Source organism: Pseudoalteromonas sp. SR41-1 (assembly GCF_014164015.1).
GTDB classification, from domain to species: Bacteria; Pseudomonadota; Gammaproteobacteria; order Enterobacterales; family Alteromonadaceae; genus Pseudoalteromonas; species Pseudoalteromonas distincta.
In genome coordinates this window covers 1-19509 of record NZ_JACJEK010000009.1, presented here as the reverse complement: position 1 = coordinate 19509, position 19509 = coordinate 1, and the positions used below count along the sequence as shown (strand labels likewise).

The following is a 19509-nucleotide window of genomic DNA, read 5'->3' as shown; positions in this document are numbered from 1 at the left end:
TAAATGAGCGACTATAAACATACTTTGAACTTACCGGAAACACCGTTTCCAATGCGTGGCAATTTGGCACAACGTGAACCAAAAATGCTTAAAGCATGGTATGAGGACGACCTTTATGGTCAAATTCGCAGCGCTAAGAAAGGTAAAAAAACCTTTATTTTGCATGACGGCCCTCCGTATGCAAATGGCGATATCCATTTAGGCCACTCAGTTAATAAAATATTAAAAGATATTATTGTTAAGTCTAAAACATTATCTGACTTTGATTCACCATTAGTTCCAGGTTGGGATTGTCATGGTTTACCAATCGAGTTAATGGTTGAGAAAAAAGTAGGCAAGCCGGGTGTAAAAGTTACTGCGAGTGAGTTTCGTGAAAAATGCCGTGCATACGCTAAAAAACAAGTTGAAGGTCAAAAAGTTGATTTTAAACGTTTAGGCGTATTTGCAGATTGGGATAAGCCATATTTAACAATGAACTTTGACTTTGAAGCGAATGCAATTCGTGTGCTTGGTCGAATTATTGAAAAAGGTCATTTGCATAAAGGCGCCAAGCCTGTGCATTGGTGTACAGACTGTGGCTCTGCATTAGCAGAAGCTGAAGTTGAATACCAAGATAAGCAGTCTCCAGCAATCGATGTGCGTTTTATATTTGTTGATCAAGATGCTGTTGTTAGTGCATTTGATTTGGCTGATGGTCATAAAGGCGAAGGCAGTGTTGGTACTGTTATTTGGACAACAACACCGTGGACGCTTCCTGCAAACCGCGCTGTGGCTGTGCATGCCGATTTAGAGTATGCGTTAGTACAGGTTGAAGATGAAGGAGTACAACAACGTCTAATTTTAGGTTCTGAGCTTGTTAAAGATGCTATGGACCGTTTTGGTTTTAATCACTTTCACGTACTAGGGTATGTAAAAGGTGCAGCGCTTGAAAACTTGCAAGTAGCCCATCCTTTTTATGATTTTAATGTACCAGTGATTGTTGCAGAACACGTAACTACTGATTCAGGTACTGGTGTTGTACATACCGCCCCAGGCCATGGTCAAGAAGATTTCGTGGCTGGTTTAAATTACAACCTTGAAGTGGCTAACCCCGTTGGTGCAAATGGTGTTTATTTACCAGATACCGAACTTTTTGCAGGTCAGCATGTATTTAAGGCGAATGCGAGCGTAATTGAAGTGTTAAAAGAGCGTGGTGCGCTTATGCATCACCATGCGCTTACGCATAGTTACCCACATTGCTGGCGTCATAAAACACCAATCATTTTCCGTGCTACACCACAATGGTTTGTAAGTATGGATCAGGCTAACTTACGTCAAGATTCTCTTGCTGAGATTAAAAACACGCAGTGGTTACCAGAGTGGGGCGAAAGCCGTATTTCTAACATGGTTGAAAGCCGCCCAGATTGGTGTATTTCTCGCCAGCGTACTTGGGGCGTTCCTATTGCATTGTTCGTTGATAAAGACACCGGTGCACTTCACCCAAATACACAAGAGTTAATTGCTCAAGCAGCAGAGCTTGTTGAAAAGTCTGGTATACAAGCATGGTACGATTTAGAACCAGCTACTTTACTTGGTGAAGAAGACGCCAAGCAATACATGAAAGTGCAAGATACGCTAGATGTATGGTTTGACTCAGGTGTGTCACACGCTTGTGTAGTAGATGCACGTGAAGACCTGGTTGGTCCAGCTGACTTATACCTTGAAGGTTCTGATCAGCACCGTGGTTGGTTTATGTCATCAATGATGACATCTGTTGCTATTAATGGTCATGCGCCATACCGCCAAGTATTGACTCATGGTTTTACTGTTGATGAAAACGGCCGCAAAATGTCTAAGTCACTAGGTAATGTTATTTCACCACAAAATGTGATGAATAAACTAGGTGCTGACATTCTACGTTTGTGGGTGGCTTCTACCGATTACACGGCAGAAATGACTGTGTCGGATGAAATATTTAAACGCTCAGCCGATCGTTACCGTCGTATTCGTAACACCAGCCGTTACTTGCTTGCTAACCTAAATGGTTTTAACCCAGAAACAGATCAAGTAGCTGTTGATGATATGGTTGAGCTTGATAAGTGGATTGTTGGTCGCGCAGCTCAGTTGCAAGACGAGATTTTAGCCGCATACGACAGCTACCAAATGCTATTAGTAACTCAAAAGCTAATGAACTTCTGTACGGGTGAGCTTGGCTCGTTCTATTTAGATGTTATTAAAGATCGTCAATATACAGCTAAGAGTGATAGCCATGCACGTCGTTCTTGTCAAACTGCGCTTTATCATATTGCAGAAGCAATGACGCGTTGGATGGCACCTATTATGAGCTTTACCGCACAAGAAATTTGGGAAGCGTTACCGGGTGAGCGTAGTGACTACGTATTTACATCAGTTTGGTACGATGGCTTACAAGCACCAACAAATAGCCAATTTAGTAACGATGATTGGTTAGAGATTTTAACTGTACGTGACGAAGTAAACCGCTTATTAGAAGCTGCACGTAAAGAAGAAGTCATTGGTGCAACACTTCAAGCAACGGTGAATTTATTTACGGGTAAAGAGCTTGCCGCTAAATTAAACGCGCTTGGTGATGAACTGCGTTTTGTATTGTTAACATCAGCCGTGAATGTTACTGAAGTTGATAGCCAGCCTGTAGATACACAAGCTACCGAGATTGAAGGTTTGTTCATTAGCGTTGCTGCAACAGATGCTGCTAAATGTGAGCGTTGTTGGCATTACAGCGAAGATGTAGGCGTTGAGCCTGCTCATCCTGAAATTTGTGGTCGTTGTGTAAGTAATGTTGACGGCGAAGGTGAAAAGCGTCAATTCGCTTAGGAGTTATTCTTAGTGAGCAAACTAGCCCAAAAAAGTGGTTTAGTGTGGCTTTGGTTGAGTCTATTACTTTTAGTAATAGACTTTGCCAGTAAAACACTTGTTGTAGGGACTATGGCTTATCAAGAGTCTATAAACTTACTCCCTGTTTTTAGTATTACTTATGTACATAACTATGGTGCTGCTTATAGCTTTTTAAGTGAAGCGGGTGGTTGGCAGCGTTGGTTTTTAAGTGCAATTGCCGTTGCTATTAGTGCTTTGCTTGTATGGTGGCTAAAACGCTTACCTGCTACAAATAAAGTACTATGCGGTGCTTATGCATTGGTACTTGCTGGCGCTATTGGTAATTTATACGATCGTATTGCGTATGGTTATGTAATCGACTTTATTCACGTTTTTTATAAAGACTCACATTTTCCTGTATTCAATATTGCCGATTGCGCTATTTGTATTGGCGCAGCATTATTGTTATTTGACGCCTTCACCGGCGAGAGTCCAAAGGAGCATAAAGCATGAGCCAAGCTGTAATTGGTGAAAACTCGCAAGTTATTTTCCATTTTTCTATTAAATTAGAAGATGGCTCTGCCGCTGATTCTACCAAGGTGCACAACAAACCTGCTAAATTAACAATGGGTGATGGCAGCTTAACGGCAAACTTCGAAAAGTGTTTATTAGGTTTAACTGCAGGCGAAAGTAAAACGTTTGAATTAGAACCTGAAGATGCTTTTGGTCAACCAAACCCAGATAATATTTACTACGTTGACCGTAGTAAGTTTGGTCCAGAAACACCAGCTAAGGTAGGTGCAATTATTGCGTTTACTCAACCTGATGGCACTGAGCTTCCTGGTTTAGTTCGCGAAGTGCAAGGTGAGTCGGTAACGATTGATTTTAATCACCCTTTATCTGGCCAGCGTTTAACCTTTGAAGTTGATATTATTGAGGTGGAAGGTTAATGGAAATATTACTAGCTAATCCTCGCGGCTTTTGCGCTGGTGTTGACCGTGCTATTAGTATTGTTGAGCGCGCTTTAGATATTTTTGAAAAGCCAATTTATGTTCGCCACGAAGTAGTACATAACCGCTATGTGGTTGATGGACTAAAAAGCCGTGGTGCGGTATTTGTTGAAGAGCTTGATCAAGTACCTGACGACAGTATTGTTATTTTTAGCGCACATGGCGTATCGCAAGCGGTTCGCAGCGAGGCTAAACGTCGTGATTTAAAAGTATTTGATGCAACGTGTCCGCTTGTAACTAAAGTGCATATGGAAGTTACACGTGCGAGTCGCAAAGGTATTGAGTGTATTTTAATTGGACATCATGGTCACCCTGAAGTAGAGGGAACAATGGGACAATATGATAACTCAGACGGTGGTATTTATCTTGTTGAAACCGTTGATGATGTTGTTGCGCTTAATGTAAAAAATGCTGAAAATCTTTTTTACTGTAGTCAAACGACTTTATCAGTTGATGATACTGCTGATGTTATTGATGCACTACGCAATAAGTTTCCATCAATTGACGGACCTCGTAAAGATGATATTTGTTATGCAACGCAAAATCGTCAGGATGCTGTTCGTGACTTAGCTGACAAAGTTGATGTGCTATTAGTTGTTGGCGCTAAAAACAGCTCTAACTCTAATCGCTTACGTGAACTTGCAGATAAAATGGGCACTGTTGCTTATTTAATTGATGATGCAACTGATGTGCAAGAGCAGTGGGTTTCAGGTTCTAAATCAGTGGGTGTAACTGCGGGTGCATCTGCGCCAGAAGTACTTGTACAACAAGTTATAAGCCGATTAAAAGATCTTGGTGGTACGCAGGTTGTTGAAAACCCAGGCGAAGAAGAGAATATCGTATTTGCTGTTCCTGTAGAGCTACGTTAATTTAAAATTTAGATTATAGGAGAGTCGTTATGAGCAAGTCACTAAAAAATGATGGTTTGCTTTTTTCGGCTCTTTTTAATGAGCGAGGCGTACTAGCTTCGCTTATTGTTTCTCAAGTTATTGCTATTGTTTTAGCCTTTGCACCCAATGTAGAAGGCGATATTTGGCTTCGACTTGGGATCATCAGTTTGTTTATGCATTTAATTGTTTTAGTCGGTACCTCTTCTTTATACTTTTGTAGATTTTTCTTACAAACGCGCACTCAAACTTTTCAATTAAGTTTGTTTTTTATCTTTTTTTTATTATCTACATGCATTTTTAGTATTTTATTTTCCCATTTTGCTTTTGATATAGATGATACAGATAACTTAATTTATTTTACACTTCGCAATTGCATTATAGTGGCTTTGCTGGCGGCTTTATTCGTCCAATTTTTATTAATTCATTTTGAGAAAGAGCAGCAAACTAAAGCGCTTTCTCGAGCTGAGCTTGATGCCTTGCAAGCTAGAATACGTCCTCATTTTTTATATAATAGTTTAAACACTGCTGCAGAGCTTACTCATCATGATGCCGATGCGGCAGAGCAGGCTATTTTAGCATTAGCCGCCTTATCGCAGGCTGCAATGCACTCAGGAAAAAATGTATCTCTTGACGATGAAATAACGCTGAGTAAGCAATATATAGCACTTGAAACATGGCGTTTCGGTAATCGCTTAAGCGTTGATTGGCAAATACCCAATGAACTACCTGCATTGAGTATTCCTTGTTTAACACTGCAGCCATTAATTGAAAATGCAGTATGCCACGGTGTTGAAACAAGTGAGCATGGTGCAGAAATAAAAGTAGAGCTACATATTACTACCGGCTATATAACCATGATTGTTTCTAACCCAATAACAATTTCTAATGCTCAAACTAGGCCTAATAACGGCATGGCGCTTGAAAATATTCGCCAGCGATTAAATATTTATTATAAAAATAAAGCGCAGCTAACAATTACTAATAAAAATGATGTGTTTAGGGTCAAGGTTGTGATCCCTAAGTTAATTGAGGGCAGTGTATGAACGTACTCATTGTAGATGATGAACCTCTTGCGAGATCGCGCTTAATTCGTTTGTTGGCACATGATAAAAGCATAGTTGTACAAGGCGAGGCAAGTAATGGTAATGAAGCTCTGGTACTTGCTAAAAAGCAAACGCCGGATTTGATTTTTTTAGATGTTGATATGCCCGGTATGAATGGTTTACAAGTTGCTAATGAGCTCAATAGTTTAACTCTACCTCCTGCTATTGTTTTTATAACTGCTCACCCTGAGCATGCCTTCGATGCTTTACAATTAAGCGCTGCAGGTTATTTAGTTAAACCTATTTCAGAGCAATCATTGCAAAAGGTGCTTAAGCAAGTCGGGCGCTTAAATAAAGTACATATTCAAAAACAACAAAATGTAAAAATCTCTTATCAGCTAGCTGGTACTCTACGCAGTGTTGATATAAATGATGTTTTGTATTTTAGTGCCGAAGAAAAGTATACCAAAATGATATTCTGTGGTGGAGAAGCTTTACTTGAACAAAGTCTAAAACAATTAGAGTTACAATTTCCTACACATATTTTGCGAATTCATCGCAATACATTGGTTAATAAACAAAAAGTAATTGCTTTGCATTCAAAAGCGAATGGCAATCATATGATTGAGCTACAAGGGTGCAGTGAGTTATTGCCAGTGAGCCGCCGTGAGCTTAAATTAGTAAAAAATTCGCTTTAGGCTTACCTTGCAATTAACCTCCCCCTGATTTAAATACATTTGAGTCTTAATTATCAACGGTGTTATTGAATAAACAGGTTTAATTAACCGTTTATCAACAAATATAACCGCTTGTCTTAGTCCTCATTGATTCCTCAAATAAATAACATAAACTTATAATCAGATAATTTTTATTTGGTTTTATTATGCAATCACCTCACGTAAAAGTGCAAAGAGGCTTCACTCTGATTGAAGTGCTAATTGCATTTATTATTCTTAGTTTTGGCCTTTTAGGCGCAGTTGCTTTGCAAGCAAAAGCAAAGCAAGCAAGCTTTGATTCTATGCAGCGTGCTGCTGCAGTTGCACTTGGTAATGATATTGTGCAGCGTATCCGTGCTAACGATACCCCGCAAATAGCTAGCCTATATACCCAAACATTTAATAGCGAAGCCTCAACTAAAACCTCACAGACGTGTTTTACAAGCACTTGTAGCGCAGCGCAAGTTGCAGCCCTAGACCTTGAGCAATGGAAAAGAGCTATAAAAGCAAGGGGAAACACAGGCTCTTTAGATGACGCAACTGTATGTATTGCGGCTACTGCAGTTGCAGGTACAGGTGGTAAAGCATTTAATTTAGAGGTCGTTGTATCTTGGCAAGGGCGTCAAGAGTTTAATGCAAATGATGCTACTGGCGCTATAAAGTGTGGAACGGCTGATAAAAAGCGCCGTTTAGTTGTTTTAACTAGTTATATTTACCTTAGGAGCTAACATGAAGCAAAAAGGTTTTACACTTGTAGAAATGATGATTTCATTATTTATTGGTGGGTTAATTTTAGGCGGCGTTATGTTTACCTATATAGGTATGAAAGTAACCACTAAAGATACGATGACTATTGGTGAACTTCAAGAATCAGGACGCCTTGCAATTAACATAATGCAACGTGATATTGAGCAAATTGGCTTTTGGGGCACTTATTATGATGATTCTTTTACTTCGGTAAACACAGAAGCATTATCAAACCCGCTAAATGACTGTTTCGAAGGACTAAATAACGGTAGTTTTCCTGATTTGGCAACTGCGAGTAACTTTAGAACTATTTATGCGAAGGTTGCAGATGCTTCAAAAGAACTAAACTGCGTAACGAGTCCAGTAAAAGGTACCGATATTATTCAGTTAAAGTTTTTACAAGGTGATCAATTAACTGAAGCTGAGACTCAAACGAGTGAAAACTATTTCATAGCGGAGCAAGAGAGAGCTCAATTCAAGCGAGGTGAAATTACAGGAAGTTCTGTTAATGCCTCTATTTGGCCGTATAGCCATCATGTTTATTATATTTCAGAGCAAACATATAAAGTAAATAACAAGAACCTAACTGTACCTGCATTAATGAGAAAGCGCTTAGTTGGTGGAAATATCACCACAGAAACTATTATGGAAGGTGTCGAAAACATGCGGTTTGTTTTTGGTCTCGATACAAACAGCGACAATCGTGTAGATACATACCGAAGTATTAAAAGTATGGAGCACACTGATTGGGAAAATCGAAAGGGTATTTTAACAGTACAGGTATTTTTATTAATACGCGCATTGGAGCCAGACCCTGGGGTTAAAATTAAAAACCAAACTTACATATTAGGTGAAGATGAAAACAAGCGTGAATTGAAATTCACAGATAGTTTCAGACGCACAGTGTTTACCACGACTATTCGATTAAATAATGTTGGATCAAATTTATGGCGTATTTAAAACAATCACAGAAAAAGCAGCAGGGTGTAGTACTGATCACTGCTCTAATAATGGTAATTGCAGTGACGGGTATAGCGGTGACTCTTATGAGCAGTAGTAGTATTGATATTAAAATTACCAATGCAGCGCAAGAGCGTGAAGTGGCCGAAAATGAACTTATTGGCGAAGTACAGCGCATGATTTCTGATGAAGCAAATAAAGGTGCGAATAATCAGTTTTTTTTGAGTCCAGATGAAGTCACTTCGATTGCAGCCTCTGATAAAGAAGGCATGGTGATCGCAACACATGATGGTATGCAAAGCAAAATGGTTAATCTAAACAAAGGTGCGCTTGACCTAGAGTGTCCTCGACGCTTTAATTTTACTGCAGGTATATCGTGCAATATGTTACAGGTCGCCACGACAATAGAATATGGCTCTAAAAGTAAGCATGAACTAACCATTGTTACAGGTGTAGCACAAGAAATGGCTAGCGTAAGTAAGGGGATTTAAGATGAAATTTAAATTAAACAAAGTGCTAGCCTCTTTACTTGGCTTAACAATAAGTGCGTCAGTTTATGCTGAAGATATAGAGCTTTATGTTAATCATGATGTGGATGTTGAAGAAAAACCTCGAGTATTACTGATTTTTGATACATCAGGAAGCATGGCTTTTTCATCAAGTACAGGTAGTAATTGTGGGCAATATTCGAGTGGAGGTTGGGTTTTATGTTCTGATAGTCGATTAGCTGCAGCACAGTTTGCGATGAATAAAGTTATTACCGATAACGAAGATACTATCGACTTTGGTTTAATGCGCTTTAAAGCCACAGACGGTGGTTATATAGTTAATGGAGTTGGTAAAGATTCTACAATTATACGAAATTCACTTGCTGCTTTACCTGCTGCTGGGGGGACCCCTTTAACAGAAACTCTTTGGGAAGCTTATTTATATATTACTGGGCAAGGAGTTCAGTACGGGCTTGAAGCTTCAATAATAGAGCGTGATACGAGTGTAGAAAGTTCCTCTACTGTCCAAGTTGAAAATCAATATTGTTACTGGGCTGGTCGGGGACGAAATCGCTATCAGGTATGTAATACATATTATGTACCTGAAACGAATTATACCTATATATCACCTTTTGCAGATAGTACAGCAGAAGCTAAACGTTGTGATAATTCGATAAATATCATTTATATGACCGATGGCGACCCATCTGGTGATAATGATAGTGACAGCCAAATTAGTGCAGAGCATGAGAAGTACTTTGGGGAAGGATTAAACTGGAATACGGATAGTTACTACAGTAGTTACCTACACCAAATGGCTAAAATTATTCATGGTACAAGTGATACTACTGTTGATTTATACCCGTCGACTCCCGATATTCATGAAACAGGCCGTTTATATACTATCGGTTTTGGCTCTGGTATGAGCGCGAGTGGACAAGAGCTTTTACGTAGGGCCGCTTCTTTAGGTGGTGGTGAAAACTTGCCCGCAAGTACGCCAGATGAGCTTTCTGAATCATTAAACAGTGCAATTTCTCGTATTCGTGAAGTAAATGATAGCTTTTCATCGCCGTCCGTTGCTAGTAACAACGTAGATCAAACCCGTAGTCGAGATGCTATTTATTTTGCAATGTTTTATCCAGAGACAAATACCCGCTGGGGCGGTAACTTAAAAAAGTTAAAGGTATCGGGTAGTAACATAGTTGATTCAACAGGCAATGTAGCGCTTGATTCTAATGGTTTGATAGACACTGATGCAAAAACATTTTGGCTTCCTGATGGTAAGTCAGCAGATGGGAACTTAGTAGCACAAGGTGGCGTTAATTATCAACTAAGTACCTTAACAGGAACCAACGCAGAAGAACGAAGAACACTATATACAGATAAACAAGGCGATATAGTACGATTTACTACATCGATTGTTAGTGACATTCTTGATTTAATAACTAATAACCCAATTAGCTTATCTAGTTCAGATATTAAATGGGCTATGGGTATTGATGTTGATGATGAAGATAACGATAACGATACCACGGATCAAAGAGATGATATTTTTGGTGATCCTCTGCATTCAAAGCCTGTTGCGCTTGATTACGGTAATGATGATATTCGTATTCTTATTGGTACCAATGCTGGCTTTTTGCATATGTTTAAAGACGATGATACAAATAATGAAGTATCTGAAAGCTGGGCATTTATACCCTCAGATCTGTACAGTATTATCCAACCGCTGCGCAACAAAGAAACGGGTAAAAAATATGGTATGGATGGACCAATCAGCGTTTATTTTAATAATAAAAACTTAAATAGCGATGGTTTAAACGACGGGATTATTGATGCGAGTGGTGATGATGAAGTATGGGCTTTTGCAGGAATGCGTCGAGGTGGTAAAAACTACTACGCACTGGATATAACAAATCCCGATCAGCCTAAAAAACTATGGAGCGCACCAATAGAAGGCGGAAAAGGTGATTTTAAAGAGCTTGCGCAAACATGGTCAAAACCGCAAATAGCCTACATTAAAGCATTTGGTGACAAGCCTTTATTAATTTTTGGTGCTGGGTACGATACAAACAAAGATGCGGTGATTAAAAGTGAAGATAGTACAGGGCGAGGTATTTACATTGTTGAAGCCGAAACAGGTAAAAGAGTATGGGCATTAACACCCGATATTAATGGCTTTAAAGGTAAGCATAGTATTGCTGCAGATATTACCACGCTTGACTCAGATTATGATGGATATATAGACCGAATTTATGCGGCAGATACTGGTGGAGATATTTGGCGTATAGATATGCCAGGCACTAGTACTAGTGAATTTAGTCACTTTAAATTAGCTGAGCTTGGCAGTAATAAAGCAACTGAGGACAGACGCTTTTTTTACAAACCACTCGTTGCACGAACCATTTATAGTAAAGTAAGCGAGACAACCGTTGATGGTAGTACCGTTATAACACGCTTAGATACGCCGTATGATGCAATAGTTATTGGTAGTGGTAACCGCTCAAAACCAACCGGTACCAATGAAAAAGATCAACTGTTTATGATCAGAGATGAAAATACAGTTACTAAATCATATAAAACGAATGCACCGGATACTATTGTACCTGCTGATTTGATGCAAATGAATTCAGACCCATTTGGTAATGCTCTAGATGACGTTAATGATTTTGTTGACTTAGAAGTCGACTTGGCTAAATTTAATGGTTGGAGATATGAGTTAGGAACGGGTGAAAAATCACTAGCTGCTGCTACAGTTGTTGGAGGTGTTGCTTATTTTACAAGTTTCACACCTGCATCAGATACATCGACTGAAAACCAATGTTCACTAAGTGGTGGTGGTGGTTCTTTATACGCATTTCACTTACATTACGGTACTAAAGTGTATGACGACCTTAAATTTACAACCAGCTATGATGTACCTGATACACCTCAGTTATACTTTGGCGAAGGCCCTTCATGCGTAGATGGTAATGGAGATGGTAAGTGTGATGACAACCCAACAGTTGACTTAACACAAGAAAGTCAGTTTTATCTAATTGGGCCGGGTATCAAAGGTGAAAATGCTGAAAACCCAATGAAGCCTGTTGAGATAAAGGGCCCTGGCTTAACAATTGTTGATGGTAAAGTTGTATTGGTTAATGACAATGCTGTAGGGTTTGGCTTTAAAACTCAACAAACATATATCTATAAACGTGAAGAAAATGACGAAGTTAATAATTAAGGAAATTAAATGAAGAAACAACATGGGTTTACCTTAATTGAGCTGATGATAGCGGTTGCAATTGTAGGCATACTTGCCTCAATTGCATTGCCCAATTATACAGAATATGTAAAGCGTGCTTCGCGCGCTGAAGCTGCTGCAGCATTGTTAGATGCTGCAAACAAAGAGGAGCAATATTTTGTAGATAATCGTGAGTATACGCAATCCTTTACTGACTTAGGGCTACAAAGTAAAACCGAAAATGGTCACTTTGAACTATCTATCAGCGTAGTCGATAGTAATACCTTCACTATTACAGCTAAGCCTATAGACGGTGCTGTAAAAGGAGATACTGATTGTAAAGAGCTTTCAATCACTGATATTGGTCTCAAAGGTGCAAAAGGGTCTAAAGGTGACACCGATGTTGGTTATTGCTGGGGTCGATAGCCTAGATTACTTCTTCTGGCACTTATCAGTTGATTTAATACGTATTCTGCCAGTTTGACTTACTGATAAGGCCAACCCCTCGAGGTTGGCCTTATTGCTGTTGGGGCAATATATAAAAGTACCATTTTGAAAACCATTCAAAGAACCATCAGGACGAAACGTAATTGCGCTGCGAGGGTATTTAAAACTGTCAGCTTCATGGATCTCCTCAAAAGTACTTAAGAGTAGTTCATCATCATCTAACGAGGTTGATTTATCTTTGTCGATAAAGAGTGACATTTGGCCATTCCACTCATCTTTTGTACATTGACTGTCTTTTAGTGCACAAAGCGTGACGTAAGTAGTATTTTCAATGGCATATAAACGGCCATAATTTATATTTCGGTGTAGGAGGTTTACGTGGTTATCTAAGCGGTTTTTAGCTAAAAAATCTGGGTAAAACCACATAGATAATTGGCTGATAATACTGACAACAGCCATAGATACCATTAATTCGAGAAGTGTTACTCCCTTACTTTTTGATATTGATAATCTCATCCTTGAAGACCTGAGTTAATAAATGATTAACTCAGTCTAGTAAATGATACAAATATGACAAGATATAATTGTACGTTTTTTAATCGCACTTTTCAGTGGTGTCACCAAGGTAGAAAGCAGTACCAGATACTGATACATTCAGCGCTTTATTGTTTTCATTGTCATTATTAGGGCAGTATACAAAGCCAGCAAAGTTACCGCTGGTGTTTAGGTTTGTTGTAATGCGCCCACTAGTATTAAAGCGAAGGCTACTATCACCAGTAAATTTAACCTTGTCTATACTATTTATCTGCTCCATGGTGCGTAAAATAGTATCTTCTTTCCAGTTATATATTCCGTTATTATTAGTATCTACAAAGAGAGTTATGATTGAATCCTCCCCCCATGAACTTTGACATTTAAAGTATCTATTAATCTCAACTTTACTTATAGGAGCAGGGCATATGATAACAATTTCATCCGTACTTGCAGCTTGAGCACGGGCGTAGCTAATATTTCTTTTTAATTCCAACAAAAAATTCTCAGCTCTATTTTCTTCTAGCATATCGCTGCTATTCCAAATCGCAATTGATGCAATAATGCCAACGATAGCAACGGTTACCATGAGTTCTAAAAGGGTGAACCCGTTTTGTTTGTTTTTCATATTAATCTCATTTACTGCTAGTCATTTAAGTATAGCTATTTTTATATAATAAATTATACCACGATCGGTTGTTTTATCACCGTAATTCAATTGCTTTGTTTGCTATGAACACTATGATTGTCTAAAATCGAGGCAACTGAAGCTTTCAAAAGTAATTAATATGAAAAAAATAGAAGCAATTATCAAACCTTTTAAGTTAGACGATGTGCGTGAAGCGTTGTCAGATGTGGGTATTACGGGGATGACGGTAAGCGAAGTTAAAGGCTTTGGGCGTCAAAAAGGTCACACTGAGCTATATCGTGGCGCAGAGTATATGGTCGATTTTTTACCTAAAGTAAAACTTGATATTGTATTGACTGATGAAGATGTAGACCGTGCAATTGAAGTTATTGTAAAAACGGCGCAAACAGGAAAAATCGGTGATGGTAAAATATTTGTCACAGATGTTGAGCGTGTAATACGTATTCGTACTGCAGAGGAAGATGAAGAAGCGATTTAAGCTTGTTTTTCTATGTAGTTAAAAGGCGCTTTAGTAAGCGCCTTTTTTATTTATTTAGTTCTTTTATTTAGTTTTCGTGTTTGCTTTGCGTGCTCACTAAGCTCAGTTAAACCTAATTGGTCGTAACTTTTCTCCATCATTTCAAGCGCGGGATCTAAGTAACTGCTTTGTGAATAATGCTCAACAACAAACTTACCTCTATTAGCAGCAGCTAAATAAGCTTCACGTTCGTAATAGTAAGTTGCTACTTTTAATTCATAACGTGCCATGCGGTTTAAAAGCCACACTAAACGACGCTTAGCTTCAGGCGCGTAATCACTTTTTGGAAAACGTTTTACTAATGTCGATAAATCTGTAAATGCAACACGAGTACGGTTAGCATCACGGTCGGCTCTATCTACACCAAAGTACTCTTGGAACGCATTTTTATCTGCTTTAATATTTACTAAACCACGCATGTAATACATGTAGTCTAAATCTTTATGATTTGGGTTTAAGCGAATAAAGCGGTCAATGGTTGCAAGTGCTTGTTCAGTATTACCTGATTGATAATGTGCATAGACTAAGTCCATTTGTACTTGCTTAGAGAATGGGCCAAATGGGTAGCGAGAGTCTATAGCACTCAAAAGTTCAATTGCACGAGCATATAAACCAGAATCTAGCGTTTCTTTTGCATCTTCATATAAAGCGTGTGCAGACTTATTCGGTACACGTTGAATGTCTTCTTGGTCTGGAGCAGACGAACAAGCGCCTAAACTAAGTACAGAAACTGAAAAAACAATGGCAAATGCACGTTTCCCTATTTTATTTATCATTTTATTTGTTACCTTCGATGTCTTCGGCTAGGCCAAGTCGGTAAAACCGAGTAAACTATGCGTATTATATTATGCTTTTATTAAAAGCGATTCTAACCCAGTCGAGCAAAGCTTGCACTGGTAAATTGGGTAAAGTTACTAATGTCAGAGCAAATTTCTCTTCAAGCCGACGTTCCAACCGAATTAGGTGGTAAACGTCTAGACCAAGTATTAGCACAATTGTTCCCTGATTATTCACGTTCTCGTATAAAAACGTGGATTTTGGATGATAAAATCACTGTAGACGGTGAAATTTTCAACACTCCACGCGAAAAGCTACTAGGTGGTGAAGTTGTAAGTGTTGAAACAACAATTGAAGCACCACGCGAATACGAAGCACAAGATATCAAATTAAACATTGTTTATGAAGACGATGATATTTTGGTAATTAATAAACCAATGGGCCTAGTGGTTCACCCAGGTGCAGGTAACCCTAATGGAACAGTGTTAAACGCATTGCTACATTACTACCCTGAAATAATTAACGTGCCACGCGCAGGTATTGTACATCGTTTAGATAAAGACACGACCGGTTTAATGGTTGTAGCTAAAACGATTCAGGCCCAAACGCATTTAGTGAAAGCACTACAAAAGCGCGAAAATTTCACTCGTGAATATGAAGCACTGTGTAATGGCACCATGACTGCTGGTGGTATGGTTGAAAAAGCAATTGGCCGCCATCCTACTCAGCGTACGCATATGGCCGTACATGAACTGGGTAAACCGGCAATTACACATTACCGTGTTGCTGAAAAATTCCGTGCTCATACTCGTTTACGTCTGCGCCTAGAAACAGGCCGTACTCACCAGATTCGTGTGCACATGGCACATTTAAATCATCCGCTAATTGGCGATCAATCTTATGGCGGCCGTCCGCGTCCACCTAAAGGTGCAACACCAGAGTTATTCGAGTTACTTCGTAGCTTTAGACGCCAAGCACTACATGCCGTAAAATTAAGTATTGCGCATCCAATCACGGGTGAAATGATGACATGGCAAGCACCTATCCCTGATGATATGGTTGCTATGACACATGCACTACGTGAAGATACTAAAGCTAATCCTGATATCGATAGATAATGCACTTATTGTCAGCGACATGGCAAAACCTTCATAAAGTAGGAACGTTAAGTACTACTTGTGGAGGTGGTGTTTCAAAAAACCCATTTAAAAGTTTCAATTTGGGATACCATGTTGGAGATAATCAAGATCATGTATCAAAAAACCGCTCACTATTAACCAAACACTTACCTAAACCTGCCGTGTGGCTAAATCAAGTTCATAGCTCTGATGTTGTTATTGTTGATGAACATTTTGACTCTAATAAGTTACACAATGCTGATGCGCTTTATACTCAGTTATTAAATCAGCCTTTGGCTATCATGACTGCCGATTGCTTACCTATTTTATTAGTGAGTGATGATGAGAAGGAAGTTGCAGCTATACATGGTGGCTGGCGGGGGCTTGAGCAGGGAATTATTAAAAATACTTTAGAATGTTTTAGCTCAAAGTATGAAAATATAAATGCTTGGCTAGGGCCTGCAATTGGGCCAACTCAATTTGAGGTTGGCGCTGAAGTGTTTGAGTTATTTCAAAAAAGGTCTTCTTCATTTATTCAAGCATTTACACCACAAGCTAATGGCAAATTTCTTGCTGATATTTTTGGCATTGCGCGTACTTTACTTACCCAGCAAGGCGTTAAAAATATTACAGGCGGCGACTATTGTACAGTCTCTCAAAGTGACTTATTTTTTTCTTATCGACGGGATGGGCAAACCGGACGTATGGCAAGTTTGATCTGGCGCAAGTAATTAGCACCTTTAGCTATTATATTTCTCTCTACACCTTGAACAAACACCTAAACATACCCATTAATTAAGCAATTAGATTATTTAATAGGTAACACCATGCGTTTAGATAGATTTACAAGTAAATTTCAATCTGCGCTTTCTGATGCGCAATCGCTAGCCCTTGGCCGCGACCATCAATTTATTGAACCCGTACATTTAATGTATTCACTACTGCAGCAAAGCGGCTCCAGTGTGCGCGCGTTATTTGCACAAACGGGGGTCAGCGCAGATGAACTTAACACCAAGCTTTCTCAAGAAATAGAAAAACTATTTAAAGTAGAAGGCGTAGGTGGCGACGTGCAGCTATCAAATAATATGGCTTCACTTATTAACCTATGTGACAAGTATGCGCAAAAACGCAAAGACAAATACATTTCAAGTGAATTGTTTGTACTGGCAGCATGCGACGATAAAGGTCCACTTGGCGATATATTCAGATCGTTAAATATTACCTCCACTAAAATTGAAACAGCAATTAAAGCGATTCGTGGTGGTCAAAAAGTTGATGACCCAAATGCCGAAGAAACACGCCAAGCGCTTGAAAAGTTCACGATTGATCTAACTGAGCGAGCAGAGCAAGGTAAGCTTGACCCTGTTATTGGTCGTGATGACGAAATTCGCCGCACGATTCAAGTATTACAGCGCCGTACTAAAAATAACCCTGTATTAATCGGTGAGCCAGGTGTTGGTAAAACAGCAATAGCAGAAGGTTTAGCACAGCGTATTATTAATGGTGAAGTACCTGAAGGATTAAAAAACAAACGTGTTTTATCGCTTGATTTAGGAGCACTAGTTGCGGGCGCTAAATATCGCGGTGAATTTGAAGAGCGTTTAAAATCAGTGTTAAACGAATTGGCTAAAGAAGAAGGCCAAGTCATTTTATTTATTGATGAAATACACACTATTGTGGGTGCAGGCAAAAGTGATGGCGCAATGGATGCGGGTAATATGCTAAAACCTGCTTTAGCACGCGGTGAGTTACACTGTGTTGGCGCAACCACGCTTGATGAATACCGTAAATATATAGAGAAAGACGCAGCACTTGAGCGTCGATTCCAAAAGGTACTCATTGAAGAGCCGTCGGTTGAAGATACCATTGCAATATTGCGTGGCTTAAAAGAGCGATATGAGCTACATCATTCAGTAGAAATTACTGATCCCGCGATAGTTGCTGCGGCGCAGTTATCTCACCGCTACATTAGCGATCGTCAGTTACCAGATAAAGCAATTGATTTAATTGACGAAGCGGGTTCTTCAATTCGATTACAAATTGATTCAAAACCAGAGTCGTTAGATAAGCTTGAGCGTCGTATTATCCAATTAAAATTAGAAGATAATGCACTTGCTAAAGAAAAAGATGAGGCGAGTCAAAAACGTCGCACTGAAATGCAAGAGTTGATCACCGACCTTGATGGACAATATCGTGAACTAGACGAAATTTGGAATGCTGAAAAAGCATCGCTTCAAGGTACACAAGTAATTAAAGCCGAACTTGAACAAGCAAGATTAGATTTAGATGTAGCGCGAAGAGCAAGTGATTTACAGCGTATGTCAGAGCTGCAATATGGGCGAATTCCAGAGCTTGAACGAAAACTTGATTTAGCCTCACAAGCTGAAATGCAAGAAATGACTCTGCTTAAGAACCAAGTAGGTGAGGATGAAATTGCTGAAATTTTATCTCGCTGGACAGGTATTCCTGTTGCAAGAATGCTACAAGGTGAGCGTGAAAAGCTGCTGCAAATGGAAGATAAGTTACACAGTAAAGTAATAGGGCAAGATGAAGCGGTCGTTGCTGTTGCTAACGCAATACGACGCTCACGTGCAGGACTTGCAGATCCTAATCGCCCAATTGGTTCTTTCTTGTTTTTAGGTCCAACAGGTGTGGGTAAAACCGAGCTTACAAAAGCACTGGCAGGTTTTATGTTTGATACCGAAGATGCCATGGTACGTATTGACATGTCTGAGTTTATGGAAAAGCACTCAGTTGCACGCCTAGTGGGCGCACCTCCAGGTTATGTGGGTTATGAAGAGGGCGGTTATTTAACAGAAGCTGTTCGTCGTAAACCTTACTCAGTTATATTGCTTGATGAAATAGAAAAAGCACACCCAGATGTGTTTAACATTTTACTGCAAGTGTTAGATGATGGCCGATTAACTGACGGACAAGGTAGAACCGTTGATTTTAAAAATACTGTTATTATCATGACATCAAATTTAGGCTCAGATATTATCCAAGAACAAGCGGGGAATAATGACTATACGACCCTTAAAGCTAAAGTAATGGAAGTATTGATTAATGAGTTTAGACCTGAGTTTATTAACCGTATTGACGAGACTGTTGTATTCCACCCGTTAGCAAACGAGCATATAAAAGAAATAGCTGATATTCAGTTAATGAAATTACGTGAGCGTTTAACAGAGATGGGGTATCTGCTTGAAATAAGCGATGCTGCACTTGAGCGAATTGCAGCAAGTGGGTTTGATCCTGTGTACGGTGCACGCCCGCTTAAGCGTGCTATTCAGCAAACGATTGAAAATCCGCTAGCACAAAAGCTACTTAATGGGGACTACATACCAGGTAGCGTGATTGTTATTGATGCAAATGACGACTCTTTGGTATTTACCAAACGCTGATTGTAAATAATTAAACTCTAAAGCCGCTAAAATAGCTGTCTCTTATACACAAATCCCTGCTAAGAAATTAGCGGGGATTTTTTTGAACTAAATCTCAATGTCATGATCAGATCTTCAAATCTTGTTTGAGGGCACATTATGATTAACGAACATACTC

The 19509-nt window shown here is 39.3% G+C and carries 18 protein-coding genes; 15 read left to right on the top strand and 3 right to left on the bottom strand.

Translation table 11 applies throughout. The annotated features are described in order from the left end of the window. Window positions 1-3 precede the first annotated feature (3 nt). From ileS to H5118_RS09420, 11 genes are all read left to right on the top strand, one after another. Window positions 4-2832: an isoleucine--tRNA ligase gene (gene ileS / locus H5118_RS09470; protein WP_182720530.1), complete on the top strand. Its 2829-nt coding sequence runs from the start codon at window positions 4-6 to the stop codon at window positions 2830-2832. A gap of 12 nt (window positions 2833-2844) precedes the next feature. Further along, window positions 2845-3345 (top strand): signal peptidase II, encoded by a 501-nt coding sequence (gene lspA / locus H5118_RS09465; RefSeq protein ID WP_002958230.1) that lies wholly within the window; start codon window positions 2845-2847, stop codon window positions 3343-3345. Continuing rightward, window positions 3342-3782, top strand: coding sequence for an FKBP-type peptidyl-prolyl cis-trans isomerase (fkpB, locus tag H5118_RS09460; protein ID WP_002958231.1), 441 nt, complete (start codon window positions 3342-3344; stop codon window positions 3780-3782). The genes lspA and fkpB overlap by 4 nt, the downstream gene beginning before the upstream one ends. Then, a complete protein-coding gene (gene ispH, locus H5118_RS09455; RefSeq protein ID WP_002958232.1) occupies window positions 3782-4711 on the top strand; it encodes a 4-hydroxy-3-methylbut-2-enyl diphosphate reductase in 930 nt (309 codons plus the stop codon). The genes fkpB and ispH overlap by 1 nt, the downstream gene beginning before the upstream one ends. 29 nt (window positions 4712-4740) lie before the next feature. After that, window positions 4741-5775, top strand: coding sequence for a sensor histidine kinase (locus H5118_RS09450; protein WP_002958233.1), 1035 nt, complete (start codon window positions 4741-4743; stop codon window positions 5773-5775). Further along, window positions 5772-6473, top strand: a complete 702-nt coding sequence (locus H5118_RS09445; protein ID WP_024596571.1) for a LytTR family DNA-binding domain-containing protein — start codon at window positions 5772-5774, stop codon at window positions 6471-6473. Before H5118_RS09450 ends, H5118_RS09445 begins: the two co-directional genes overlap by 4 nt. A gap of 185 nt (window positions 6474-6658) precedes the next feature. Further along, complete coding sequence (pilV, locus tag H5118_RS09440; RefSeq protein ID WP_182748644.1) at window positions 6659-7219, top strand: type IV pilus modification protein PilV; 561 nt, start codon at window positions 6659-6661, stop codon at window positions 7217-7219. Window position 7220: 1 nt separating this feature from the next. Beyond that, on the top strand, window positions 7221-8198 hold the full coding sequence (locus tag H5118_RS09435) for a PilW family protein (protein ID WP_182712589.1): 978 nt from the start codon (window positions 7221-7223) through the stop codon (window positions 8196-8198). Next, window positions 8186-8689 (top strand): pilus assembly protein PilX, encoded by a 504-nt coding sequence (locus tag H5118_RS09430; RefSeq protein ID WP_165723619.1) that lies wholly within the window; start codon window positions 8186-8188, stop codon window positions 8687-8689. Before H5118_RS09435 ends, H5118_RS09430 begins: the two co-directional genes overlap by 13 nt. A 1-nt stretch (window position 8690) precedes the next feature. After that, complete coding sequence (locus tag H5118_RS09425; RefSeq protein WP_182748643.1) at window positions 8691-11909, top strand: PilC/PilY family type IV pilus protein; 3219 nt, start codon at window positions 8691-8693, stop codon at window positions 11907-11909. 9 nt (window positions 11910-11918) lie between these two features. After that, window positions 11919-12335: a type IV pilin protein gene (locus H5118_RS09420; RefSeq protein WP_182712591.1), complete on the top strand. Its 417-nt coding sequence runs from the start codon at window positions 11919-11921 to the stop codon at window positions 12333-12335. A 6-nt stretch (window positions 12336-12341) separates the two neighbouring features. Here the strand turns inward: H5118_RS09420 and H5118_RS09415 are convergent, their stop codons facing one another. Both H5118_RS09415 and H5118_RS09410 read right to left on the bottom strand, forming a co-directional pair. Beyond that, window positions 12342-12872 (bottom strand): GspH/FimT family pseudopilin, encoded by a 531-nt coding sequence (locus H5118_RS09415; RefSeq protein WP_182748642.1) that lies wholly within the window; start codon window positions 12870-12872, stop codon window positions 12342-12344. A 79-nt stretch (window positions 12873-12951) separates the two neighbouring features. Next, complete coding sequence (locus H5118_RS09410; protein WP_165723617.1) at window positions 12952-13515, bottom strand: GspH/FimT family pseudopilin; 564 nt, start codon at window positions 13513-13515, stop codon at window positions 12952-12954. A 160-nt stretch (window positions 13516-13675) separates the two neighbouring features. Here H5118_RS09410 and glnB point away from each other — a divergent pair, with 160 nt between their 5' ends. Beyond that, window positions 13676-14014, top strand: a complete 339-nt coding sequence (glnB, locus tag H5118_RS09405; RefSeq protein ID WP_002962211.1) for a nitrogen regulatory protein P-II — start codon at window positions 13676-13678, stop codon at window positions 14012-14014. A gap of 50 nt (window positions 14015-14064) precedes the next feature. On the opposite strand, the gene H5118_RS09400 is transcribed toward glnB, so the two are convergent. Beyond that, a complete protein-coding gene (locus tag H5118_RS09400; RefSeq protein ID WP_002962210.1) occupies window positions 14065-14829 on the bottom strand; it encodes an outer membrane protein assembly factor BamD in 765 nt (254 codons plus the stop codon). A 141-nt stretch (window positions 14830-14970) separates the two neighbouring features. Between H5118_RS09400 and rluD the strand changes: the two genes are divergently transcribed. The 3 genes from rluD (at window position 14971) to clpB (ending at window position 19352) form a co-directional block, all read left to right on the top strand. Further along, window positions 14971-15948: a 23S rRNA pseudouridine(1911/1915/1917) synthase RluD gene (gene rluD, locus H5118_RS09395; protein ID WP_024596579.1), complete on the top strand. Its 978-nt coding sequence runs from the start codon at window positions 14971-14973 to the stop codon at window positions 15946-15948. After that, the gene (gene pgeF, locus H5118_RS09390; RefSeq protein ID WP_182748641.1) at window positions 15948-16679 is read left to right on the top strand and encodes a peptidoglycan editing factor PgeF; all 732 of its coding nucleotides are present in this window, start codon (window positions 15948-15950) and stop codon (window positions 16677-16679) included. Before rluD ends, pgeF begins: the two co-directional genes overlap by 1 nt. A gap of 96 nt (window positions 16680-16775) precedes the next feature. After that, complete coding sequence (gene clpB, locus H5118_RS09385; RefSeq protein ID WP_165723615.1) at window positions 16776-19352, top strand: ATP-dependent chaperone ClpB; 2577 nt, start codon at window positions 16776-16778, stop codon at window positions 19350-19352. Window positions 19353-19509 lie beyond the last annotated feature (157 nt).